The organism is Pantoea hericii (assembly GCF_014155795.1).
Lineage (GTDB): Bacteria > Pseudomonadota > Gammaproteobacteria > Enterobacterales > Enterobacteriaceae > Pantoea > Pantoea eucalypti.
The window spans coordinates 261,235-285,377 of the sequence record NZ_SCKV01000006.1 but is presented as its reverse complement, the minus strand read 5'-3'; the positions used below and the strand labels follow the sequence as shown (position 1 = coordinate 285,377).

General features: G+C 56.3%; 21 protein-coding genes. 7 read left to right on the top strand and 14 right to left on the bottom strand.

Features of this window, described 5'->3' with window-relative positions:
• Positions 1-10 precede the first annotated feature (10 nt).
• The 4 genes from tssK to exaC form a co-directional block, all read right to left on the bottom strand.
• Positions 11-1,351, bottom strand: coding sequence for a type VI secretion system baseplate subunit TssK (gene tssK, locus H7K52_RS15340; protein WP_033762909.1), 1,341 nt, complete (start codon positions 1,349-1,351; stop codon positions 11-13).
• Between the two features lie 5 nt (positions 1,352-1,356).
• Complete coding sequence (tssJ, locus tag H7K52_RS15335) at positions 1,357-1,851, bottom strand: type VI secretion system lipoprotein TssJ (RefSeq protein WP_003853323.1); 495 nt, start codon at positions 1,849-1,851, stop codon at positions 1,357-1,359.
• 23 nt (positions 1,852-1,874) lie between these two features.
• Positions 1,875-2,471 (bottom strand): hypothetical protein, encoded by a 597-nt coding sequence (locus tag H7K52_RS15330; protein ID WP_003853326.1) that lies wholly within the window; start codon positions 2,469-2,471, stop codon positions 1,875-1,877.
• Positions 2,472-3,528: 1,057 nt separating this feature from the next.
• A complete protein-coding gene (gene exaC, locus H7K52_RS15325) occupies positions 3,529-5,049 on the bottom strand; it encodes an acetaldehyde dehydrogenase ExaC (RefSeq protein WP_182630191.1) in 1,521 nt (506 codons plus the stop codon).
• Positions 5,050-5,282: 233 nt separating this feature from the next.
• On the opposite strand from exaC, the gene H7K52_RS15320 reads away from it, so the two are divergent.
• Complete coding sequence (locus H7K52_RS15320) at positions 5,283-5,846, top strand: class I SAM-dependent methyltransferase (RefSeq protein ID WP_003853330.1); 564 nt, start codon at positions 5,283-5,285, stop codon at positions 5,844-5,846.
• Here the strand turns inward: H7K52_RS15320 and H7K52_RS15315 are convergent.
• The gene (locus tag H7K52_RS15315) at positions 5,834-6,559 is read right to left on the bottom strand and encodes a glutamine amidotransferase (protein WP_182630190.1); all 726 of its coding nucleotides are present in this window, start codon (positions 6,557-6,559) and stop codon (positions 5,834-5,836) included. The two genes, H7K52_RS15320 and H7K52_RS15315, sit on opposite strands and share 13 nt — an antisense overlap.
• A gap of 170 nt (positions 6,560-6,729) precedes the next feature.
• Here H7K52_RS15315 and H7K52_RS15310 point away from each other — a divergent pair, with 170 nt between their 5' ends.
• Positions 6,730-7,614, top strand: a complete 885-nt coding sequence (locus tag H7K52_RS15310; RefSeq protein WP_140033519.1) for a DMT family transporter — start codon at positions 6,730-6,732, stop codon at positions 7,612-7,614.
• Between the two features lie 46 nt (positions 7,615-7,660).
• Positions 7,661-9,040, top strand: coding sequence for a CoA transferase (locus tag H7K52_RS15305; protein WP_182630189.1), 1,380 nt, complete (start codon positions 7,661-7,663; stop codon positions 9,038-9,040).
• A gap of 1 nt (position 9,041) precedes the next feature.
• On the opposite strand, the gene H7K52_RS15300 is transcribed toward H7K52_RS15305, so the two are convergent.
• Genes H7K52_RS15300 through ghrA form a run of 3 tightly spaced genes read right to left on the bottom strand, consistent with a single transcriptional unit; the run spans position 9,042 to position 11,355 of the window.
• Complete coding sequence (locus H7K52_RS15300) at positions 9,042-9,608, bottom strand: TorD/DmsD family molecular chaperone (protein WP_003853337.1); 567 nt, start codon at positions 9,606-9,608, stop codon at positions 9,042-9,044.
• A gap of 28 nt (positions 9,609-9,636) precedes the next feature.
• Positions 9,637-10,374, bottom strand: coding sequence for a phosphatase (locus H7K52_RS15295; protein WP_008925969.1), 738 nt, complete (start codon positions 10,372-10,374; stop codon positions 9,637-9,639).
• A 39-nt stretch (positions 10,375-10,413) separates the two neighbouring features.
• A complete protein-coding gene (ghrA, locus tag H7K52_RS15290) occupies positions 10,414-11,355 on the bottom strand; it encodes a glyoxylate/hydroxypyruvate reductase GhrA (RefSeq protein WP_182630188.1) in 942 nt (313 codons plus the stop codon).
• Between the two features lie 209 nt (positions 11,356-11,564).
• Here ghrA and treA point away from each other — a divergent pair, with 209 nt between their 5' ends.
• Positions 11,565-13,250 carry an alpha,alpha-trehalase TreA gene (treA, locus tag H7K52_RS15285; protein ID WP_039661055.1) on the top strand — a complete coding sequence of 562 codons (1,686 nt, stop codon included), beginning with the start codon at positions 11,565-11,567 and terminating at the stop codon, positions 13,248-13,250.
• A 191-nt stretch (positions 13,251-13,441) separates the two neighbouring features.
• Positions 13,442-15,541, top strand: coding sequence for a TonB-dependent siderophore receptor (locus tag H7K52_RS15280; RefSeq protein WP_182630187.1), 2,100 nt, complete (start codon positions 13,442-13,444; stop codon positions 15,539-15,541).
• A gap of 67 nt (positions 15,542-15,608) precedes the next feature.
• On the opposite strand, the gene H7K52_RS15275 is transcribed toward H7K52_RS15280, so the two are convergent.
• Positions 15,609-15,857, bottom strand: coding sequence for a GlsB/YeaQ/YmgE family stress response membrane protein (locus tag H7K52_RS15275; protein ID WP_003851381.1), 249 nt, complete (start codon positions 15,855-15,857; stop codon positions 15,609-15,611).
• A 209-nt stretch (positions 15,858-16,066) separates the two neighbouring features.
• Between H7K52_RS15275 and H7K52_RS15270 the strand changes: the two genes are divergently transcribed.
• Entirely contained in the window at positions 16,067-16,801 is a 735-nt protein-coding gene (locus H7K52_RS15270) for a flagellar brake protein (RefSeq protein ID WP_008925965.1), read from the top strand.
• A 96-nt stretch (positions 16,802-16,897) separates the two neighbouring features.
• Positions 16,898-18,028 (top strand): mechanosensitive ion channel family protein, encoded by a 1,131-nt coding sequence (locus H7K52_RS15265; RefSeq protein ID WP_008925964.1) that lies wholly within the window; start codon positions 16,898-16,900, stop codon positions 18,026-18,028.
• A gap of 117 nt (positions 18,029-18,145) precedes the next feature.
• Here the strand turns inward: H7K52_RS15265 and H7K52_RS15260 are convergent, their stop codons facing one another.
• The 5 genes from H7K52_RS15260 to H7K52_RS15240 form a co-directional block, all read right to left on the bottom strand.
• Positions 18,146-19,564, bottom strand: coding sequence for an L-fucose/L-arabinose isomerase family protein (locus tag H7K52_RS15260; RefSeq protein WP_003851383.1), 1,419 nt, complete (start codon positions 19,562-19,564; stop codon positions 18,146-18,148).
• A 20-nt stretch (positions 19,565-19,584) separates the two neighbouring features.
• On the bottom strand, positions 19,585-21,072 hold the full coding sequence (locus H7K52_RS15255; RefSeq protein WP_182630186.1) for an FGGY family carbohydrate kinase: 1,488 nt from the start codon (positions 21,070-21,072) through the stop codon (positions 19,585-19,587).
• Positions 21,073-21,074: 2 nt separating this feature from the next.
• Positions 21,075-22,019 carry a transketolase family protein gene (locus tag H7K52_RS15250; protein WP_033762428.1) on the bottom strand — a complete coding sequence of 315 codons (945 nt, stop codon included), beginning with the start codon at positions 22,017-22,019 and terminating at the stop codon, positions 21,075-21,077.
• Complete coding sequence (locus H7K52_RS15245) at positions 22,012-22,842, bottom strand: transketolase (RefSeq protein WP_033762432.1); 831 nt, start codon at positions 22,840-22,842, stop codon at positions 22,012-22,014. The genes H7K52_RS15250 and H7K52_RS15245 overlap by 8 nt, the downstream gene beginning before the upstream one ends.
• A gap of 192 nt (positions 22,843-23,034) precedes the next feature.
• On the bottom strand, positions 23,035-24,141 hold the full coding sequence (locus H7K52_RS15240) for an ABC transporter permease (protein WP_003851388.1): 1,107 nt from the start codon (positions 24,139-24,141) through the stop codon (positions 23,035-23,037).
• Positions 24,142-24,143 lie beyond the last annotated feature (2 nt).

The window sequence follows — 24,143 nt, the reverse complement described above, 5'->3', positions numbered from 1 at the left end:
GCTCAGTTTATTATTCTGACTGACTGCGGATGGCCCAGAACTCCATGTTCAGGCCCGGAAACTCACCGGCAAGATGCAGCGCAAAAGCGCCCGAGCGCTCCATCTCTTTCCATAGCTCGCTGTTCTTATCCAGTTCGAAATAGCTGTATCCGGCATGCCACGGGATCTGCGGCGGCGCGCCAGGCATCGCCCGAAGTGCCAGGCCCGGTAGTTGCAGCTGCACCAGATCGCGGATTTTACTGACCGGCGCGACTTTCATCTGCGCCGGGAAATGGGTTTTTAGGGTATCAGCCGGCACGCTGGCTTTTACTGCCAGCACAAAGCCAAACTCATGCACCATGCTGCTTTCCGGTACAGTGGCGACGTTCAGGCCGTGCGAGCGCTGGGTCAGCGGCAGCTGAATCGCGCTCTCTTCCATGACCTGCGACAGTCCCTGGCGCAACAGCAGCGACAGACGGCTAAAGCAGCTGTGAAGATCGTCATGGTCATAAAGCGGCAGCGCATCAGGTGCGCGGGCGGGCGTCCAGGTGCTGAGTTCCGCCGCCAGTTGCAGCCAGTGGCTATAGAGCGTTTCAGGATGCAGTAACGGCAGATGTTGCAGATGGCTGTGCAGGCCAAGCTGACGATTGAGCAGCGCCAGCAGCATAAAATCGACCATATCAGCGCTGTTGAAGCGGCCGGTGCCCGGCGCTCGCTGACTCAGTTGCTGACTGCGCTGCTGGATCAGCCCGTGCAGGTCGTTAAACATGTTTTGCAGTGGACGACTGCTGTTCAGGCCCAGCATCGGCGGGATGTAGTCGCTGTCGAGCCGGATGTGGTTGTCGCTGCGTTTTTCAATCACCTGCGCCACGCCCATCGCAGTCCACTCGGCGGTGAGATCCTGCTCCAGCATCAGACGCAGGCGCAGCTTGCCGAATTGCACTGTGGCGCTGCCCACGGCCTGTGCGTTGTCATCTTCCACGTCCGCTTCCCAGGCAAGGTAGCGCGCCAGAGAGTCCTGCGACTCCTGGAAAGCGACGGCTTCACGGCCATTGCGTCGGGCCGGTATCGCCAGCACGACCTTGCTGCGGTCAACAGAGGCCGGAAGATCCAGCGGTGCCGGGCCATGCTGTGGCTGGCTGAAGGAGAAAAATGTGCCATCCGGCAGGCAGCCGCTGGCGGCGCTCAGCGCAAGTTTTCCCTGACGCAGCAACGCTTCATCAAACTCCAGATCGTAAAAGCCCCAGGTATAAGCGCGCTGTGACTGGCCCCACTCACGCAGGGTGCTGAGAAGATAATTTTCTGACTGCTGGAAATGATGGGGACGCAGGAACATCCCCTCGGTCCAGACCACTTTTTCGGCTCTGTTCATAGGCATCACTGTTTTTCCACGCGAAGGCCATTAATCCCCGCCACAATGCGCGCATTCAGCTCGCCATCGTTACGTTTCCAGAACGCCCAGAATGAGGGCGACGCATCTTCAGGCACCGGCAGCGACAGGCGCCAGACTTTGCCGTCCAGCGCCTGATATTCCGCCATGATGCCGATGAAGCGTGTCTCCGGCAGGCTCTTGATGCGCAGCGTTTTACTGCGCTGCTCGGGTGTCAGGAAGAACTGCTGGGTATTGAGTTGTGCGCTGCCCAGTACGGTGGCGGACTGGTTTTGCAGGGAGAAGAAGTCTGCTGACATGAACTCCGCATCGGAGCTCAGTAACAACACCCGGACTTTCAGCGGCGCACCGCCATTGAGCTGATTCTGTCCTTGCACGTCCAGGTTGTAATAAGCCACAGGCTGCTTACTGCTGCTACAGGCCGCCAGCAGCAACGCCAGCAGCACTATCAGCCCACCACGCAGTTGAGTTGTTCTCATCATCAAGCCCTCCCTGCTTTTTGCGATTAGTTAATGATCCAGGTTCCGTTGGTGCTGTTCTGACAGGCAGTGCTGTCACCATTCACCGCGACACAGGTTTTCTTCTTGCTGCTACTGCGCGCACGACGTTTAGGCTGATCGGCTTTAACTGTCTGATCGTAGAGATCGCTTTTCACCACGGCGCGAAACGGCACATAGCCCGTCAACGTAACTGTCGCCTGCGGCGTGGCAGATTGCGGTGCATCTTTCACGGTAGCCGTGCCGCTATCCGGTTTCGCTTCTGCAGCCTGGGCCGGTTCACCCAGCGCCAGCCAGTTGTTCTCCACCTGACCAATCACGGTATAGCTTTCACCGGTTTTCAGCGTCTCCACCACCTTGCCACCGTAGCCTGGCTGGCTCATCACCGAGCCAGGATAGAGCGCGCGGTAAGTCTCGTTAATCGGGCTGAACTGCGCGGGGGGTTTTACGGCATAACGGTGGCTGAGCGCTACGCCGTCCACCGTGCTGGTGACCAGTGTGTCATCGGTCATTTTTGGCGGTGTTTTACAACCCGCGAGAGAGAAAACAAACATCAGGCCTAGTGCAATGTGGAGCTTCGCCATTTTTTTCATGTTGTGTTCCATTCATATCCTGGAGAGAGGCCAAAGGCCGGTTGTGAGTGTTGAAAATTTAGAAACAGGGCTTGAAAGAAGCGCAATCAGGGCCATTCAGAATGATCATTCTTAAACGAACGGCGCAAAACTGTTGCGTAACCTTACAAAAAACGATCAGTTAAAGTTAAGTATGAAAAACCATCAGCGAAGGTATGAGCGGGAATGGAGAAGAATCTGACCTGGCAATAAACGATCAGAAACATGATCAATTTTTTCCCGGCAAATTTTAGCAGGCAGGCAAAACCCAAGTTTTACTAATGCCATCCCTGGTCGTAAAACCGACAAACTGAATACGATTTACATACATAACGCTATTCGCTTACGAAATAAAATGACTTAACACACCTGTTAACACATGAATTAAATGCTTAACTTTCATGTACTTATTATCATTATAAAATTTCATAGCTACCGCACGAGCCAGGTAGTCCCTGCCCGTGGGTCTGAAATTACGATCCATGTGTAAATATAAGCTTCGAGTTTACAGAAGATTGACAAAATTTCAACGGGCCTATTTCATTAGAATTTACTTAAGAAATAATTAACTAAATAAGTTAAGCCAAATATGTCGAGCTTTTAAGCACCCACTTAGGACAAATCTTAACAACATGCAAAAATATAAAGTATTTTTACAAATTAGTGTTTTCACCCCTGAAGCATCATTAAAGTAACTCATGTAAAAAGTGGTGCTGATTGCGGGTGACGGAAGCGTGGTGAGAAACGGCATCCTTCACTGAAGTGCCGTTAAAGCGGCAGGATTTATCTGTAAAGAGACAATTTATCAATGAGTTAATTGATTGAATGACAGCGTTGCCGTGAGTGAAGAAGGGAAAGGAATTAAGGCAGATAAGCGAAACGCTACACGGCCACACTCTGTGCGCAGCCAGGACTGATTAAGCGTTCTTTACAAAAATCTGACCGCTGATAAGTTTAAGTGTGTCAGCAGGTTACAAAGTCGGGACATAAAAAAACCACGCCTCAGCGTGGTTTAACGGTAACAAACGGAAAAATTATTTGGTCAGGTCGATCAGAAGAAGCCCAGCGGCTCGATGCTGTAACTGACCAGCAGGTTTTTGGTCTGCTGATAGTGGTCCAGCATCATTTTGTGCGTCTCGCGACCAATACCCGATTTTTTATACCCACCAAACGCGGCGTGTGCCGGATAGAGGTGGTAGCAGTTAGTCCAGACGCGACCGGCTTTAATCGCCCTGCCCACCCGATAAGCACGGTTGATATCTCGTGTCCAGACGCCCGCACCCAGCCCATAAATAGAGTCGTTAGCAATGCTGACCGCTTCCGCCTCATCCCTAAAAGTGGTGATGCCGATCACCGGTCCAAAGATCTCCTCCTGGAAAACCCGCATGCTGTTGTTGCCTTTCAGCAGGGTGGGCTGAATGTAGTAACCGCTGTTAAGTTCATCATCCAGCTTCTCTACACCGCCACCCACCAGTACTTCGGCACCCTCCTGACGGGCAACCTCAAGGTAAGAGAGAATTTTATCAAACTGCTGCTGTGACGCCTGCGCGCCCACCATGGTCTCGGTGTCCAGCGGATCGCCCCGTTTAATGGTTTTTACCCGCTTCATTACGGCGGCCATAAACGGTTCGTAGATGGACTCCTGCACCAGTGCACGTGACGGACAGGTACAGATTTCGCCCTGATTCAGGAAGCCCAGCACCACGCCTTCAGCGGCTTTCTCAATAAAGCTCTCTTCCGCCTGCATGATGTCTTCAAAGAAGATGTTGGGTGATTTGCCCCCCAGTTCGACCGTTGAGGGAATCAGGCTTTTCGCTGCCAGTTCCAGAATGTGACCCCCGGTGGCGGTAGAGCCGGTAAAGGCCACCTTAGCAATGCCGGAGTGAGAAGCCAGCGCTTCGCCTGCCTCTTTACCAAAGCCGTGCACCACGTTCAGCACGCCTGGCGGCAGCAGGTCTTTAATCAGATCGACAAAAACGGTGATCGACAGCGGCGTCTGTTCTGCCGGTTTAAGTACAACGCAGTTACCTGCGCCCAGCGCCGGCGCCAGTTTCCAGGCCGCCATTAACAACGGGAAGTTCCAGGGGATAATTTGCGCCACCACGCCCAGCGGCTCGTGGAAATGGTAGGCAGCGGTGAACTCATCAATCTCTGCCGCACTGCCTTCCTGCGCCCGCACACAACCGGCAAAGTAGCGGAAGTGATCGACCGCCAGCGGCATATCCGCCGCCAGCGTTTCGCGTACCGGTTTCCCGTTGTCCCAGGTTTCATAGACCGCCATGGTCTCCAGATGCTGTTCCAGCCGATCGGCGATCTTCAGTAACAGCAGAGAACGTTGTTGTGGCGATGTCTTTCCCCAGGCGTCAGCCGCCGCAGCCGCAGCGGCGACGGCGTTATCAACATCGGCGGCATCTGAGCGGGGAAACTCACCGGCCGCAGAGCCGTTCACTGGCGAAGTATTGGTGAAGTAGTTGCCGTTCACCGGCGCGACGAATTCACCATTAATGAAGTTGCCATAATTCTTTTGTAATGTGATCAGAGAACCCTGTTCTCCGGGGGCGGCGTAACGCATGGTCATTCTCCTGACAGGTGACTGATGTAACAATGATGAAACTTATTATTAACATGAAGCATCATTGAGAGTCTGTCAGGTCTGTTATCCGGAAACTGTGACCGCCCCGAAGGAATAGGCGTTTCCGCTTCGTCTTTAGATAATTCCGACTTTTACCCAAACGGCTGTTCAAAGAGAAACTTCTGCGGCACAAAGAGGGTCAACCTGAGGATAAATTCATTCTGGAGATGAACATGCTGGCTTCAGCTATTACCCTGATGCGCGCTAAAGCCAATTTCGTGCATCAGTTTATCCGCAACCCACGCAAGATGGGCAGCATTACGCCCTCATCTGAGGCGTTGTGCCGCGCCATGATCGCATCAGTCGAATGGCCTGAAACATTACGTGTTGCCGAACTCGGCGCGGGTGATGGGGTGCTGACGCGCTGGATACTGGATCAGATGTCACCTGATGCCACGCTGGATGCTTTTGAGATCAGTAACACGCTGGCAGACAAACTTGTCGCGATGGATGATCCACGCATGACAGTACGGACCTGTTCTGCGGAGTACCTGAGCGGGGAATATGACGTGATTTTCTCTGGCCTGCCGCTGCTGTCACTTCCGCCTGAGCTGCGTGAAGCCATTCTGCGCGCGGTTTATAACGCCCTCGGCCCGAAGGGCGTGTTTGTGCAGTTCCAGTACACCTCGCTGACCCAGCCTGACTTGTCGCGCTACTTCACCTGGGAGCGCCAGCGGGTGCTGAAAAATGTGCCACCCGCCTGGGTTTATCGCTGCACGCGTCACTACGCGCCCTGAGCACGCCCCATTGCCGGGCGCGTCTGTTGCCAGAATGCCACCAGCAACGCACGCGCCCAGTCTTTTCCTTCAATCTCGTTTGCCCCATCCTCTGCGCAGCCCTGCGGCGTACAGACGTTCATGATGTGCCGTGAAAATTCGGGATGAAACTGCACTGAGAGCGCATGCGGTGTATAGCGCACAATCTGGCAGCCATCGCGTGCAGACGCGGCCAGCACCTGCGCCTGAGGCGGCGCGCTGATAACCGACTGACGATGCGATAGCCAGACGCTGAAATCCTGTGGCAGGTTTTGCAGCAGCGGATCGCGCTGCGCCTGAGCTGAGCAGCGAATCGGTAACAGACCACGCTCCCATCCATTGGGGTTATCTGCCACTTCGCCGCCCAGCGCATAGGCCATCAGCTGATGACCATAGCAGACGCCCAGCAGCGGCAGCTCGTGATCAATAGCCGCCCGTATCCACGCAGCGCTGCGTTCGCTCCACTCAGCATGGTCGGTGACCATCGCCCAGGAGCCGCTGAGGATCGCACCAGATATCTGATCGAAATTGGGTAATGCCTCGCCCAGATGGGGCCGGACAATCAGGTACGCATCAGGTTGCAAATCCAGCGCATCAATAAACCAGCGCGGCTGTTCACCAATCTCTGAGATGACATTTGCGGGTGGGACTTCAAGCTGAATTAACGCAAGGGGTAACGCGGACACAGGTGTCATACCGAATCGGTTCCTTAAGAAGTCGTTTCAAATCAGTCTGCCAGCATCGCACGCAAAAGTCTCAGCGGCTGCGCGGCAATTGCAGAAAATTTGTTGCTGCGATTGGCTGGAATGCCGCAGTTCGTGCCATCATTAGCGGGCTAAGCAAAAATCATCAAAAGGATATTATCGTGGCTGTGCGGCATTTTTTTCTGATTCTGATGGTGGTTTCAATCTGGGCCTTCAACAACGTTGCAGTGAAATGGGGCCTGCTGGAGCTGCCGCCTCTGTTTCTGACGTTTATGAGATTTGTGGTCGTGGCCATCGTGCTGGTGCCGTTTTGCCGGATTAATCGTCAACAGTTACGCTGGCTGCTGCTGCTGGCGTTTACGTTCGGCTTTATGCACTTCTCGCTGCTGTTTGTGGGCCTGCGCTACACCGATGCCGGCACTGGCGCCATTGTGGTGCAGCTGGGAACGCCCATTGCGATGCTGCTGGCAATGGTGGTGTTGAAAGAGAAGCTGAAGCTGGTGCAGTTGATGGGCATTATGATCTCGCTGAGCGGCGTGGTCGTGCTCTCCGGCAGCCCGACGATTCCGTCCTGGTGGGTGCTTTGTCTGCTGCTGTGCAGCGCCACCGGCTGGGCCGTCAGTAATCTGATTGTGAAGAAGTCACCGCCGATAAAGCCCTTAACCATGACCGGATGGATTGCGTTCCTGGCGATTCCAATCACAGGCGCGTCCAGCTTTGTGATGGAGTCGAACCAGCTCTATGCCCTGCAGCATGCAGGCTGGCACGGCTGGTTCGCAATTCTCTACAGCGCCATCGCCTCATCGATTGTGGCGTATACGCTGTGGTATATGCTGCTGAAGAAATATAACGTCAATCTGATCATGCCCTACTCGCTGCTGACGCCGGTTTTATCCGTGCTGATGGGGATTGTGGTACTCGGTGACAGCCTGAACAGCTTTAAGATTATCGGTGCTTCACTGGTGATCCTCGGCACGGCCATCGCGGTGATTAACCTGCGTAACCTGCGGATGCATGCCCGCTTCCCGCGCCTGCGGCGGCGTTAATCCGGCGTGCTATGCTTGAGAAATGACCTTTCTCAGGGAGCACAACATGGACTTAAAGCTTGCCGCTTCTTTGTGGCAGCAGATGCAGCAGGGATTGCGGGGCGACGCCGACGCCTTGCCTCTTCCCGCTTTCGTTGATCGCGCCACCTTCTCTTCTGCTTTTGCCGTCAGTGAACTGGCGGCCACCAGCATTGGTCTGGCAACTCAGGCCACCGCCGCGCTCATCGCCGCCTCCCGCCCTGACTATTGCTCTCCGCCCGTCGCCGTTAATGTGCGCCTGGCATCGCGCTGGTTTCAGCAGAGTTTTTATCCGCTGAACCGTGCTGCACCCGCGATGTGGGATGCGTTTGCCGGTGACTATCGCAGCCGCGATGGCTGGATCCGCCTGCATACCAATGCCGCACATCACCGGCTGGCGATGGAGCAGGTGCTGGGCGCGCACGCCGATCGCGCGGCGCTGGCGATGCAGGTCCAGCGGTGGCAGGCCAGCGAACTGGAGCAGGCGATTATTGATGCCGGTGGCTGTGCCGCAGAGATGCGAAGCGCCGCTGCCTGGCAGCAGCATCCGCAGGGTCAGGCAGTGCAGCGCGAACCGCTGTTTAGCTGGCAGATCACCCAGCCAGCTCCTCTGCCCGACTGGCCGCTGGCCGAGGCGCGTCCGTTAATGGGTATAAAAGTTCTGGATCTGACGCGGATTATTGCCGGGCCGGTCGCTACCCGGATTCTTGCCAGCCTGGGGGCCCGCGTGCTGCGCATCGATCCGCCGGGCTGGCAGGAGCCGACACTGGATGAGGAGCTGAGCTGCGGCAAGCGCCGTGCGGTGCTCGACCTGACTCAGACTGCCGATCGCGAGCAGTTTATCCGCCTGCTGCGCGAGGCAGACGTGCTGGTGCATGGCTATCGGGCGGATGCGCTGGAACGGCTTGGGTTTGACGCAGAGACCCTTCAGGCGCTCTCACCTGGCCTTGTCCTTGCCGGGCTTAATGCGTGGGGCTGGCAGGGACCGTGGCGCAACCGCCGGGGGTTTGACAGTCTGGTGCAGATGGGATGTGGCATTGCTGAACGGGGTATGCAGTGGCAGCAGAGCGACAAACCGGTTCCGCTGCCAGTTCAGGCACTGGATCATGCCACTGGCTATCTGCTGGCGGCGGCGGTGCTGGAGGGATTGAGGCGACGCGTTACAGATGGTCACGGCAGCCAGGTTCGGCTGTCACTGGCGCGCACCGCATGGCTATTGCAGCAGCACCCACTCGGGCAGTGCGCAGGCGCTGGCATTGAGCCACAGGTTAAAGATAACCTGCCCTGTTACGAATTAACGCCGTGGGGATTGGGGGTAAGGCTGCGGGCAGCAGCCTGGCTCCCCGGCACCCCGCAGATGTTCGCGACATCTGGCTCCGCGCCGGGTACGCACCCGGCGACCTGGTGAATCAGGCGTCGGGCGTTTCTTCGCTGCTATCCAGCAATTCGTTGTACATCGCCTGAATCGCTTCGCGGCTCAGCATCGCGAGGGTGCGGTAGAACGCAGTGGTAGCGTGCGCTTCCACTTTACCCAGGAACGTACCGCACCACGGCAGCAGATACTCTTCAAACAGCGCCAGTTGCGCTGCGCTCTCATCTTCCGCGGACTGATCTTCCAGCCATGATGCGGCCAGCAGCAGCACACCAAAATGGTCAGCAGGCGCATCGCTCAGCGGCATTCCGCGTGAGGTCAGAAATGCACGCACGTCCGCTTCAGCTTTGCCTTCCGGCCACTGTGACGCGTAAGGCGGCACATTACAGTCGCTGCCAACGAACAGCGCATTGTAATCAGCAGCCAGCGCCTGCGGATCGCTGTTCTGTTGCAGACGCGTCAGCAGCTCATCCTGCTCCAGCGGCCACTGCGACTGCAGTTTGCCTTCACGCAGCAGTGTGAACAGCGGCACCAGCAACGGGTCCTGCGGCTGACGATTAAACAGTGAGCCAATCACACGGCACAGAATGGAAAACTCATTCATGAGTCAGATTTCCTTGAGGCAAAATAAATTAAAAGTCAGCCAGTTCAGCAATAGATTTGCCGCTACGCATTTCCAGAAAGTCGAGCAGGCGACGCGGCGTGACATTTAACACCCGATCCTCGGGAAAATCCACCTCGCGGGCAATGCGCAGGCAGTGCTCGAAATGGCCGAGCGTGAAAGCCGTATGGGAGTCGGAGCCAAATGCCAGTCGTCCACCTGCATCGCGCACGGCGGCGGCGATAGCCCGGCAGTTAGGTTCACTGCCCGGACGCGAGTGGGTAAAGGAGGAGTTATTCAGCTCCAGCGCCACATTGTAATGCGCTGCGGCCTCGGCAATCGCCGGGATATCGACAGGGAATTTCGGGTTGCCCGGATGGCTGATGATATGGACCAGACCACCTGCCATGGCGGCAATCATTGCGTCAGTGTGATGCTTTCTGTCCCGCGGCGCATAAACCGGCTCGTGAAAACCGGCGACGATTAAATCCAGCGCATCAAGCATCGGACCTGAACAGTCGATCTCGCCCTGCTGATTTTTAATATTGGCTTCGATACCGCGCAGAATCCCTACACCATCAATAACACGCGGCCAGACGCGCATATTAATAAAGTGCCAGTAGTGCGGCGCGTCGGCCATGTCAGGGCCGTGATCGGTGATGGCAAACAGTTTCAGGCCGGTTTGCTTCGCCTGAGTCACGTAGTCATGCAGCGTGCTGTAAGCATGCGTGCTGGCGATGGTGTGCATATGCAGATCTACCGGATACATCCTCTTCTCCTGCTGAATGCCCCTGACGGGGCCGTTTCATTAATAGCCGCGCTGACGATCCACCCTGCCCTGCGGCGGCTCGCCTGCTTGATCCTGATTGATGGCACGGGCGATGTAGTCGATAGCTTCGTCGATTAAGGTTACCGCCGCATTATGGGGTGTGATCGTGACACGCGGATGGGACCATAGCGGATGTGCTTCGGGCAGCGGTTCCACCTGAAAGACATCCAGTGCTGCCGCTTTCAGCTGACCGCTGTTGAGCGCAGCCAGCAGATCCTCTTCCACCACCTGCGCGCCGCGTGCGATGTTAAGGAAGAACGCGCCGTGCGGCAGCTGCTGTAAAAAGTGCTGATCGATGAGATTGATTGTCTCGTGTGTGCTCGGCAGCAGGTTGATGATCACCCGCGTCTCCTGCAGAAACGCAGGCAACGCATCGTGTCCGGCAAAGCTGGTTACGCCATCAATTTTTTTTGGTGAGCGGCTCCAGACACGCAGCGGAAATCCCCAGGGTTTCAGGCTCTCCGCCACGCTTTGTCCCAGTACGCCGGCGCCCAGGATGCCGATGGTAAACGCTTCACGCGTGTAAGCGGGCAGCGGCTGCCAGCACTGTTGCTGCTGCTGAAGACGGTAGTCGTCAAAACGACGGAACCAGCTCAGCACGCTATGCACCGCGTACTCCTGCATCTGACGCGCCATCCCGGTATCTTCCAGCCGGTACAGCGGCACGCTGTCGGGCAGCATCTCAGGATGCTGCTGCAGCTGCTTAAGAATTTCGTCAACACCTGCGCCCAGTGCAAAAACGCCGCGCAGTGTGGCGCGTCCCTGCAGCATCTCTGCGGGCGGGGAGCGGACCAGCGCATAATCAGCCGGACCGTTGTCGCCTGGCTGCCAGGCGCGAACCCGCGCCTGAGGCAGGCGTTGTTGTAAACCGTTAATCCAGGCCGCTGCAGACTGCGACGGGTGATACCAGATGATCTCCATCCTGCTCTCCTTTTTTCTTTCAGCGTCGGGGAAAAGTGGGGTGAGAGCAAGAAAAAACCGGCGTGAAAAAGCGGTTTTTTCCATAAAAATAATTCCCGTGGCTTCACATTTCCGGCTCGCGTCAGGGTTAAATAGACAGATAAGGTCTAAAGTTGGTCCTGTGGTCAATGCGTTACGCGCGGCCGCATTTCGGACAAGGAGAAAAACCGATGACAAAAATTGAGGTAAACGCCAACCCACGGCGTCAGCGTTATGCGCCCTTTCTGCTCACGTTGCTGCTGAGCGTTCCCGCTTTCACCACCCATGCCGACGATAACAGCCGCATGCTGAACAATCAGCCGCAGCCGCCGGACGTTCGTTTAGGGCCGCTGTTTAACGCCGTGCAACAGGCGAAGTTCTATCCCGATCAAAAGACCTTTGCTGATGCCGTGCCGAAATTCGATCCCGCCTCGATTCTTGCCGACTGGCAGATGCAGAAGAAACAGCGCAATTTCGATCTGAAACGTTTTGTAGATACCAACTTTACGTTGCCCGCTGCGGGCGACAAATATGTCCCGCCCGCGGGACAAAACCTGCGTGAGCACATTGATGGCCTGTGGCCAGTACTGACCCGCACCACCAGCAGCGTGGGTCAGTACGACTCGCTGCTGCCATTGCCAAAACCCTACGTGGTGCCTGGCGGGCGTTTCCGCGAAGTTTATTACTGGGACAGCTACTTCACCATGCTGGGGCTGGCCGAGAGCGGACACTGGGATAAAGTCCAGGATATGACGGATAACTTCGCCTCGCTGCTTGACCGCTATGGCCACATTCCCAACGGCAACCGCAGCTACTACCTGAGCCGTTCACAGCCACCGTTCTTCAGCATGATGGTCGAGTTGCTGGCCACACATGATGACGGCAAAGCCTATACCCGCTACCTGCCGCAATTGCAGAAAGAGTATGACTACTGGATGGCCGACAGCGATAAAGTCGCGGCCGGTGCCGCCAGCAAGCGGGTGATTAAACTGGCGGATGGTACGTTGCTCAATCGCTACTGGGATGCGCGCGACGTGCCACGTACTGAATCCTGGATGGATGATATTGCCACCGCGCAGAAAGCGCCGCAGCGCAATAAAGCCGAGCTCTACCGCGAGCTGCGTTCCGGTGCCGCGTCGGGCTGGGATTTCAGTTCCCGCTGGTTCACCGATGCGCATAATCTGTCGACAATCCGCACCACACAGCTGGCGCCCGTTGACCTTAACAGCCTGATGTTCCACCTGGAGCAGACGCTGTCAAAAGGCTACCAGATGAATAAGCAGAGCGATCTGGCAAAGCAGTTTGCCGATCGCGCAGAGAAGCGTCAGGCAGCAATCAACCGCTATCTGTGGGACAGCAAACAGAACTGGTACGCCGACTATGACTGGCAGAAAAAACAGGTCCATCCGCAGTTAACGGCTGCTGCGCTGTTCCCGCTCTATCTTCAGGTAGCCAGTGACAGGCAGGCTGAAAGCACCGCCAGCGCGGTAGAAAAACAGCTGCTGAAGCCTGGTGGTCTGGTAACAACCACCGTAAACAACGGTCAGCAGTGGGACGCACCGAATGGCTGGGCTCCGCTGCAGTGGGTTGCTGTGGAAGGTCTTGAGCACTATAACCAGCCGAAACTCGCAAAAGAGGTCGGCTTACGCTTCCTGCAAAACGTCCAGAACACCTATGACCGTGAGCATAAACTGGTAGAGAAATATGTCGTTGACGGCAAAAATCTTGGCGGCGGCGGTGGCGGTGAATATCCGCTGCAGGATGGTTTCGGCTGGACAAACGGCGTTACGCTGAAACTGCTCGATAAGTATTGCCCGAAAGATAAAACCTGTAACAGCGCCCACGATATTCCTCAGGCGTCTGCCTCACAAAACTAAGTCACTCTGGATACCTCTGGCCCCGCCGGAGGTATCCGCACTCCCTTTCAGCGAATTTTACTTGACCTTCTTTCATCTACAGGCAAAATTGCAGCAAATTTACAAAAGGTAATAGTTCTCATTATGATAATGAGATTGCCTATCAATAATTTTATTCACCCGCCTGACCCTTTGCCAAGAAAGGAATTTTGATGAAACTGTCATTGTCGCTGAAAGGTTATGTTCACCTCTGCACCCTGGCGCTGACTGCGCCTGCTCTGAGTTTTGCTGCTGATATGGTTGTGACTGCCCAACCGCTGGAGGATTCGACCACGCCCACCCAGGGCTATCTGGCGACCACCAGCCAGGGCGCAACCAAGAGCGATCGTCCATTGATCACCACGCCGCAATCAATATCCGTAGTCACCCGCCAGCAGATGCAGGATCAGGGCGCACTGACCCTGAATCAGGCGCTGGGTTACAGCTCAGGCGTCTTTACTAACTTCGGCGGGGCCGCTACCCGTTACGACACCATTGCCCTGCGCGGCTTCCACGGTGGCGATGTCGATAACACCTTCCTCGACGGGATGCAGCTGATGAGTGACGGCGGCAGTTTCAACATATTGCAGGTGGATAATGCTTTCCTGGAACGCATCGACGTGATCAAAGGCCCCTCTTCCGCGCTCTATGGCCAGACAGTGCCGGGCGGACTGGTGAACATGGTGACTAAACGTCCTCAGTTCGCGGAAGAGGGTCACATTCAAGTGCAGGCGGGCAGCAACGCGACCACCGGCACGATGTTTGACTACACCAATGCCATTAATGACCAGTGGGCGTTTCGCCTGACCGGCGTAACCCGCAATAGCGATACCCAGTACGATCATACCCGTGAAGAGAAATATGCGCTGATGCCGCAGCTGATGTGGCAACCTGATGAAGATACCCATCTGATTCTGAAAGCCTACCTGCAAAAAGATCCGTCAGGCGGTTATCACGGTTCCGTGCCGGGTGACGGCAGCCTTACCGAACACAACGGCTATAAGTTGAGCAACGGCTTCTATGAGGGCAACAGCGATCTTGATCAGTTCAAACGCCACGAGCAGATCTACAGCTTCGATTTCGCCCATCGCTTTAACGACGTCTGGTCGTTCTCATCAACCGGCAGTTACAGCCACTCGAATGTCGATCTCGATCAGGTTTATCAGATTGGCTGGGATGAAAATAATCCCGATCTGCTGAATCGCTACTACTCTGGCGAGCGCTCGTCACTCTCCGCCTGGTCCACGGATAACCGCTTACAGGCGGAGTTCAACACCGGCGAACTGGAGCACCGCGTCACGCTGGGTGCCGAGTATCATCGTTACAAAAATGAGATTAGTGAGGCTGGCGGTCCGGCTAACCAGCTGAATGCCGTGACCGGCGATCAGGTGGGCGATATGCCTGAGCAGACCTGGGCAGATAGCACCCGCCGTTACTACCAGACCGGCCTCTATCTGCAGGATGAGATGAAGCTGGATCGCTGGCATCTCGATCTCTCCGGCCGTTACGATCGCATCGTCGCACAAAACAGCGGCAGCGATCGTCGTCAGGATGATCACATTAGCGGACGCGCCGCGCTGCTCTATGCCTTCGACAACGGCATTTCGCCTTATGTCAGCTGGAGCCAGGCGATTACCCCGACTGCGCTTACCGATCCCAACAATAACCTGCTGAAGCCGACCACCTCAGAGCAGTATGAAGCCGGGGTGAAATATCAGCCGGTGGGCACCCGCGATCTTTACAGCATGGCGGTTTATGACCTGACGCAGAAGGATGTGGCAAACCGTAATGTTAAAGACGGCACCTTTACGCCATCGGGCAAAGTCCATTCACAGGGTATTGAGCTGGAAGCACGTAATCAGTTAACCCCGCGTCTGAGCACCGTGGCGAGCTATACGCTGAACCATCTGCGCTTCAAAGATTCGGTGGATGGCAACAGCGGCCATACGCCGTATGTCACCCCTAACAGCATGGCTGCACTCTGGGGTCACTATCAGTTTGATTACGGTCTGAGTGCGGGCGCGGGCGTGCGTTACATCGGCAAACAGTGGGCGGACAATGAAAATACCACGCGCGTGCCGTCGGTGACGCTGTTTGATGCATCAGTGCGGGCCGATCTGGGTGTCTGGAACAGCAGCCTGAAAGGCGCATGGGTTCAGGTCAATGCCAATAACCTGACCGACCGCACCTATGTAGCGGGCTGTTACGGCACCGGCTATTGCTACTGGGGCGCGGAGCGCAGCGTGATGGCGACTGTCGGTTACGACTTCTGATAGCAGAGTAAAAGATAAAAAAAGGGGACGAATCGCTTCGTCCCCTTTTCTGTTAAAACTGTTACGTTTAACTGCGTACTTTGCGGTACACGAACAGCACCACGATGGCACCGATCACTGCGACCACAAAACTGCCGAAGTTAAACCCATCGACGCGGCCGAAGCCAAACAGCGTACTGATCCAGCCACCCACTACTGCACCGATAATACCCAGTACAACAGTCAGAATGAAACCGCCACCGTCTTTACCTGGCATAATCCACTTCGCCAGAATACCCGCGATCAAGCCAAAGACGATCCAGGAAATAATACCCATCTGTTGCTCCTTCCTTTTTATGATTAAATCGTGAACGCCTGATTTATCAAGCGGTTTACCGCGATAAGTATAGCCAGCATTTCGAAAATTGCTCGTCCGCTCACAGTTATTATTGATGACGAGCAAATTAAAGCTTTTTCCAGCCGCGCCGATAACCGTGACGAGGCAAAAAAAGAGTGTAAATACAGTAACCCCTTGTGGAGCAGGACGTGAAAGAAGCCGACCAGGAACAATATTTAAAACGTGGCACGCTGGCGGTTCTGGGCGTTATGAAAGATTTGCTGCGATTGCAGACGCCCTTACTGGTGCGCTTCCCGCGCGGGCAGTTTATCAGCCGGATGCTGACTGCCGATAAAGATCGCGTGGTGTTTGACCTCGGCAGTAATAACCTGGATAACGAGTACGCACTAACCAGCGATGATCTCAGTATCACCGCTGAAACCTTTGGTGCAAAAGTGGAGTTCAGCCTCACCTCACTGGAAAAAATTGAGTTTGAAGGCTTACCCGCTTTCAGCTCACCGCTGCCGGACCTGCTGTGGCAGATTCAGCGACGGGAATTTTTTCGGGTCTGCGCACCGATGGAGCCGCAGTTCTGGTGCCACACCCTGTGGCCGGATGGCAGTAAAACGCGTCTGCGATTACAGGATCTCTCTCTGGGCGGTATCGGTGTGCTGGTGGATGAACCGCTGCCGGAAGGCTTGCAGAATGGCGACAGCTTCAATCAGTTCCGGGTTGAGCTGGGCGAATATGGCATTTTTGAAGTGCCGGTGAAGCTGTTGAGTATTGGCGAACGCTGTGTCGTGAACCGCAAAAATGAAACCCTGATTACACCCCGCCTGAGCTTTCGTTTTGCCACGCTGAATCCGGCACAGGAGCGACAGCTTCAGCAGATTATCTTTGCTCTTGAGCGCCTGGCGCGCGATAAATCGACCCGATTCCAGTAACCGCTTTATGGATGCGCCACACAGGTGGGCCGCATCCAGGCTATGCTTCTTGCTTGTTTTCTTTTAAACCGGAACCCAGCAAGGAGACCCTCCCCAATGGAAAACTGGCTCTCTTCACGTCGTTTTCACGCCCTCTTTTTTAATCAGGAACTCTGGCTCAACAGCGCTATCGTTATCGTCTCTACCCTGGTGATTTACTGGGTATTACGTACCCTGATTCGCTTTATCTCCAACCGGATTGCCCTCTATAGCGAACATCGTCACGTCCGCGCCACTGCGATTCTGGTGGAGATATTGCGCAGCACCAGCCAGACACTGCTGCTGATCTTTTCGCTGCTGATTGCCCTGAAGTTTGTCGACCTGCCTGCTTCATGGAGCGTGACCATTGCGCACGGCTGGTTCCTGGCGCTGATTGTGCAGCTCGCGCTATGGATAGACTGCGGCATCCGGCTGTGGCTGAAAAGCCTGCTGCGCGATCCGATTCATGTGCGTAATCCGGTGACGACGGTGATCCTGGGCATTCTGCTGCGGGTGGTGGTCTGGATCATGATGTTCCTGGCCATTCTGTCGAACATCGGCATCAACATTACAGCACTGGTTGCCAGCCTTGGCGTTGGCGGTATCGCGATTGCGCTGGCAATTCAGACCGTGCTGAGTGATGTGTTTGCGTCGCTGGCGATAGGCTTTGACAAGCCGTTTGAGCACGGCGACTTTATTGTGTTTGGTGATATTGCGGGCACTATTGAACATATTGGCCTGAAAACCACGCGTCTGCGCAGCCTGAGCGGTGAGCAGATTGTTTGCTCAAACACTATTCTGTTGCAGCAGACCATCCATAACTACAAACGCATGCAGCAGCGCCGCATCGTCTTTAAGTTTGGTATCAGCTATGCCACGCCCTCTGATCAGGTTCGGGCGATCAGCCCGCTGGTTAAAGAGATTATCCAGGACATTGAGACGACCCGTTTTGACCGCGCCCACTTCCTGGCCTTTGAAGACTCAAAGCTGACCTTTGAAGTGGTCTATTTTGTGCTCGATGCGGATTACAACAAATACATGGATATTCAGCAGGAGATTAACCTGCAGCTGATGGCGGCTCTTGAAGCGCGTAACATCCGCTTCGCCTTCCCGATTCGTCAGGTGGAGTTCAGCGGCGGCAATCTGCCTCCGGTGGATCTGGTTGCGGTGGAAAATGAAGATGGCGAGGTGCGCAGGATGGCGCGCTAAACCCAGGCCCGCCCTCCTGTACTGGGATGGCGGGCAGGGATACCGATGCGGCCAGAACCGTAAGCGCATCGGCTGTCCCACCTTCCCCTATGGCGTTCTGCAATTCAGTCTCACCGTTTACTCATGCCGGTAACAACTTACACCGAGATACTCACTAAACGCTTCCTGCAGCACATCTGCCGTCGCTGAGTGATTCATCGCCACGTGATGCTCAAAGCCATTACGGCAGATCCACGCCAGCAATGTTTCCAGCTGCGGCACCTGAATCACCGCACGACAGCCCACCGTGTCCAGCGGATCGGTGACCGACATTCCCTCACCGACATAGGCTTTGATTTCGCCGCTAAAATCGTCGGTTGAAAGACGGAAGTAGGTCAGATCACCCTGCTTCATCCGGCCATGCACTGCACCGCAGGTGTTCTCTTTGCCCACCGTGGTGCCGATGATATCGGCCGTGCCCATCGTCGGTGACTCCAGGCTGGCACTGGCGAAGTTACCACAGTGAAACAGCACGCATTTGTCCCGTTCATCGCCAAAGTTGTTGTTCCAGTCCGCCAGTGAGGCAGGACTCAGCGAACAGCTGGCGAGCGCGTACATCGACAGCGCGCCCATTACATCCACTTCGCAGGCGCTGGGCATCAGCTGGCCCGACATCACGCTCATGATTGAGCAGACGTTAATCCCCAGATTCTCCTGCAGTGAGGTCCAGCACTGAATAGCGGTGGTATCAATATCGTTGTCACTGATCCATTCGCTGATCACCACAAACAGTTTGGCCATGGTCACCAGTTTGTCACCCGGAATGCCGCGCGCATCAGCGTTAGCCTCCAGGATTTCACGCTTCTCTGCTACGCGGATATCATCATCGCGCAGCCGGTTGGTACGCGTAAAAATCTCCGATAAATCCAGGGTTTCCACCGCGATGCCCATCTTCTCCAGCAGCTTTTCGCTATAACGCACGGTGTTAAATCCGGCGGGCCGCGCACCAATCGCCCCGACGCGCACCCGACGCATGGCATTCACGACACGACAGAGCTGGCTAAACCGCTGCAGATCCTGCCTGAAGACCTCACCGCTCAGGGCGCAGACGTGCTGGCGGGTCAGGGTAAACGGAATACCATATTGCCGCAGGTTATTGCAGAGCGAAATTTTGCCGCAGAAGCTGTCGCGACGGGTCGCCAGCCCCATTTTATCAAGATTATCCTCTTCCGCCTGCACCAGCACTGGCACATTCAGGCCGGCCAGACGCAGCGCTTCTGCAATCGCTTTTTCATCACCAAAGTTAGGCAGCAGCACCACAATGCCGTGAATTTTTTCGCGGTGCTCGCGAAACAGTGCAGCGCAGATTTTTGCCTCCTGCCGCGTCTCCACGCCGCCCAGATTGGTCTGGGTTTCGTCCAGCATGACGGTATTGATGTTCATTTTTTCAAACAGCGCGACCGCCTGCTGGCGCGCCTCGCCCACCAGATAGCTGGGAAAAAAACCCCGGTTGCCAATAATGACACCGAAGGTTAACTGCTGAGGAAGTGTTGACATGGCTCTGCTCCGGATAAGGATTAATGTGGCTGATAACGACAGCGTGCAACGGCATCGATCCAGCCTTTATAATTTTCCTGCATACGCTGCGCGTTCTCTTCACGCGGCAGGATGACGCTGCCGCCCTGTAAAGCCTGCATATCACTGCCCTGCTGCCACCACTCCAGCACTTTGCCTGCCAGCAGTGCCGCGCCCAGCGCGGAGACCTCAGCAGTCGGGACCCGCTGCAGCGGCCGCTGCAACACATCGGCCTGTAACTGCATCAGCCAGCTATTTTCAGTGGCGCTGCCATCGACACAGAGCGCCGGAAGCTGCTGTCCGCTGGCCTGCTCCATCGCGAAAAAGACATCGGCGATTTGCCAGACGATCGACTCCAGTGCCACCCGCGCCAGCACGTCGGGTGTTGCGGCATCCGTCAGTCCGCACACCATGCCGCGTGCCTGAAGATCCCACCAGGGCGCGCCCAGACCTGAGAGCGCAGGGACAAAATAGATGCCCTGATTGTCGTCGCAGCGTTGCGCCATCGCGGTCAGCTCACGTGGATCCTGTACGCCGAGCAGTTTACTCAGCCAGGCGGCACCGGAACCGGTGTGGGTGATGTTGCCTTCAAACGCATAACGCAGCGTGCCGTCATGCCAGGCCACCGTGGTGCTGAGGCCATTTTCCGTCAGCAGCGGCGTCGCCATGGACATCATCAATGAAGAGCCGGTGCCATAGGTGGCTTTTACCACTTCAGACTCGCCGCGGCGTTGCGCCTGCAGCGCGGCATGGGAATCACCAATACGCGCCAGAATCGGCGTGCCTGGCGCCAGACCGGGAATGTCATTTACCGCCACCACGCCCTGTTCACTGGCTGAGGAGGTGATACGCGGCAGTGCGGCGCGCGGCAACTGAAACAGCGCCAGCAGCTCGTCATCCCAGTCGTTGATGTGCAGACTGTAGAGCTGCGTGCGCGAGGCATTGGCGTGATCGGTAATAAAGACTTCGCCCGCGCTGAGCTGCCAGGTGAGCCAGCTGTCGACCGTGCCGATGCAAAGTTCGCCGGCCGCCGCCCGCGCCGCGCCGTCGGGAATGGTGGCCAGCATCCCGGTCAGCTTGGCGGCCGGAAACATCGGATCAACGGCCAGCCCGGTCAGGCCGGTGATGCGAGGCGCTTTACCCGCCTGCCGAAGGTCGCGACAGAATGACTCGGAGCGTCGATCCTGCCAGCTCACCAGCGGTGTCAGCGGCTGACCATCACGCCGCTGCCAGATCATCACCGACTCACGCTGATTACTGATCGCCACCGCCGCGACAGGCGCACCTGCACACGACGCCAGACAATGGGCGATGGCCTGTTTTACCGCCTGCCAGATTGCCACAGGATCCTGCTCAGCCAGACCGGGCTTCGGGTGTTGCAGGGTTAAACTCTGGCTACCGCGTGCCACCACACGGCCGTCGCGATCAACCGCAATCGCCTTGGCATTGGTGGTGCCTTCGTCAATCGCCAGAATCAGAGGTCCCACCATGTTTATGCTCCTGCGCAGATGCGCGCTGCACTGTTGACCACGCTGCGGGCATCAATGCCGTGATGGGCGCGGGTGGAGGCGCGATCGCCTGCAATCGCATATTCCCCATCCGCAATGCCAAGCCGCAACAGCGGGATGCCACAACCGCCTTCCGCCAGCACCTCAGCCACAAGGCTGCCGACGCCGCCATTGACGTTGTGCTCTTCCACGGTAATCACCGCTGGATAGTGATTTAGCAGGTTGCGCAGCTGTTGGGTATCACAGGGTCGAATCGATGGAACCGCGATCACACCGGCTGAAATGCCCTGTTCAGTCAGTTGCTCGGCGGCGTGAACCACCTCGTGAACCGTTGAGCCCATCGCCACCAGCGCGATGTCACTGCCTTCCCGCAGCACATCGATCGCGCCTGGTCTGAACTGATAATTTTCATCGTGCAGCTGCGGCAGATCTTTGCCATCCAGACGGATATAGACCGGCCCGACATGCTCAAGGGCGTAGTCGATGATCTGGCGGCACTCCAGCGGGCAGGAAGGCGCATAGATCTCAATATTGCCGAATCCGCGCATCACCGCGATGTCATCAATGCTGTGATGGGTGCTGGCTAACGGGCCATAACTGGCCCCGGCATTCAGCCCGAACAGTTTGACGTTGGTGTTGTTGTAGCAGACGTCGACTTTCACCTGCTCATTGGCACGTGACACCAGAAACGGCGCGGCGTTACAGGTCACCGCGACTTTGCCGCCCAGTGCCAGACCTGCCGCTGTTCCCACCAGCGTCTGCTCGGCGATGCCGACATTAATCAGCCGGTCGGGAAATGCCTTAATAAAGGGGGCAATTTTGGCGGTTGAGGTTGAGTCGGCCACCACAGGAACCAGATCCACGCCGCGATTCACCGCGTCGATAAAGGCCGTCACCATGACGCTTGCTAAATGTTGTGCATTACTCATCTTTGAGCTCCTCCAGTGCCAGTGCGATCTCTTCGCCTTTCGGCACCCGGTGATGCCATTCCGCCTTGCTCTGGATAAAGGAGACGCCAAAGCCTTTTTCGGTATGCGCCACAATCACCTGCGGTTTGCCGTTCTTCGGCAGGTTTTCAATGGTGTCGACCACTGATGCCATCGCATTGCCGTTGCACTCGGTGACCTCCAGCCCAAAGGCGCGCCATTTTTCCGGCAGCGGATCGGTGTTCATGATGTCGCGGGTCGCACCTGCCAGTTGCAGCTTGTTCTTGTCATTGATGATGATCAGGTTATCGAGGCCGTAATGCGCCGCCACCAGTGCCGCTTCCCAGTTACTGCCTTCCGCCAGCTCACCATCGCCGGTGACCACAAAGATGCGGCGCGAACTGTTATCTTTTTTCGCCGCGATAGCGATACCGACCGCCACAGGCAGGCCATGGCCCAGCGCGCCGGTATTGAGTTCGACGCCCGGCGTTTTCTGCCGGACCGGATGGCCGGGCAGATGCGAGTCCGCGTGCTGATAGGTCGCCAGCCAGTCGGTCGGGAAGTAGCCCGCTTCCGCCAGCACGCAGTAGTAGCCGCCCACCGCGTGCCCTTTCGACTGGATGTAGATGTCACGCTGATTATCATCCGTGCGATCCGGTGCGCAGTTCAGAATGCGAAAGTAGAGCGCAGTGAGGATCTCCACCTGCGACAGGTCAGCGCCGGTATGACCGCCTGCCGGGCTGCCTGCGTTAAGCTGGATGATGCGCCGACGGATAGCCCGCGCCCGGCGCTCAAGGTCTTCGACCGGAAGATTGAAAGGATTCATACACTACCTCTGAATTTTAAATCGGTTATGAATATATATTCACGCCAGTTAAAAAATTTTGTGCCTAAAAAAGTGTGTGGCTGATAAAGGTCTTGTCCTCTGTTCACCACACTGCCCGTCACTCCGGGCTGACTGCTGCCGCTTATGCAGAATCGCTTAGCGGTGCACCCTGCCCGGACGGCGATAAACCAGTCAGGATTTAGCCGGTGCCCCCTCCTCAATTAATGCTTTCTGCGCCACGACCGCCGCCTTCTGCTGCATCCGGCTCTGAGTCTGGTCGATGATGACCGCGATGATGATGACGATGCCTTTGATCACCATCTGCCAGAATTCGCTGACGCCCATCATGATCAGACCATCCGCCAGAAAGCCGATGACGAACGCACCGATCAGCGTCCCGACAATCGTGCCACGTCCGCCCGCCAGTGAGGTGCCGCCCAGTACCACAGCCGCAATGGCGTTCATCTCAAACGCTGTGCCGTTTGCCGGATGGCTGGCGACCAGTTGTGATGAGACCACAATGCCGGCAATCGCTGCGCAGAATCCCGACAGGGTATAAACCAGAATCTTCACCTGACGGGTTTTCACGCCTGAGAGTTCAGCGGCGCGCTCGTTGTCGCCGATGGCATAAACCTGACGGCCAAACGGCAGGCGACGAGCGATATAGGCGATCACCAGCGCCAGCACCACCATCATCCAGATGGCATAAGGCAGCCCGAGAAAGGTGCCGGCCCCGATTCGATCGAAGCCGGTATTACCCAATAGCGGATTACCCTGCAAACCGGGAAAGGTTTCGCCACCGGAGGTCAGCATCGCCGCACCGCGCAGGATGTACATGGTGCCAAGGGTGCAGATAAAAGGTGCGACGTTGTAGCGGGTAATGATCCAGCCGTTGCCTGCGCCAATAAGCGCACCGATCAACAGCACGACCGGCACGATTACCCAGACGCTGGGGAAGATGGCGATGCCAAACATCGGCAGCACAATCCCTTTGGTGATCAGCCAGCCCGCGATCATGCCGCACAGCCCCAGCGTCGCCCCAATCGACAGGTCAATGCCGGCGGTGATAATGACAAAGGTGATACCCAGCGCCAGAAAGGCGTTGATGGCGATGTGTTTCACCATGATCACCAGACTGCCGGTGGCAAGAAAGTCCGGCACGGTGATGGCGAAGAAGCCGACAATCAGAATCAGCGCAATAAAAGTACGCAGCTTCAGAAGCAGCAGCAGAATGCTTTCGCGTGAACTAAACGCTTTCGCCGGAAGTGTGTTCAGCGCGACGCTGTTATTGCTTTTCATGC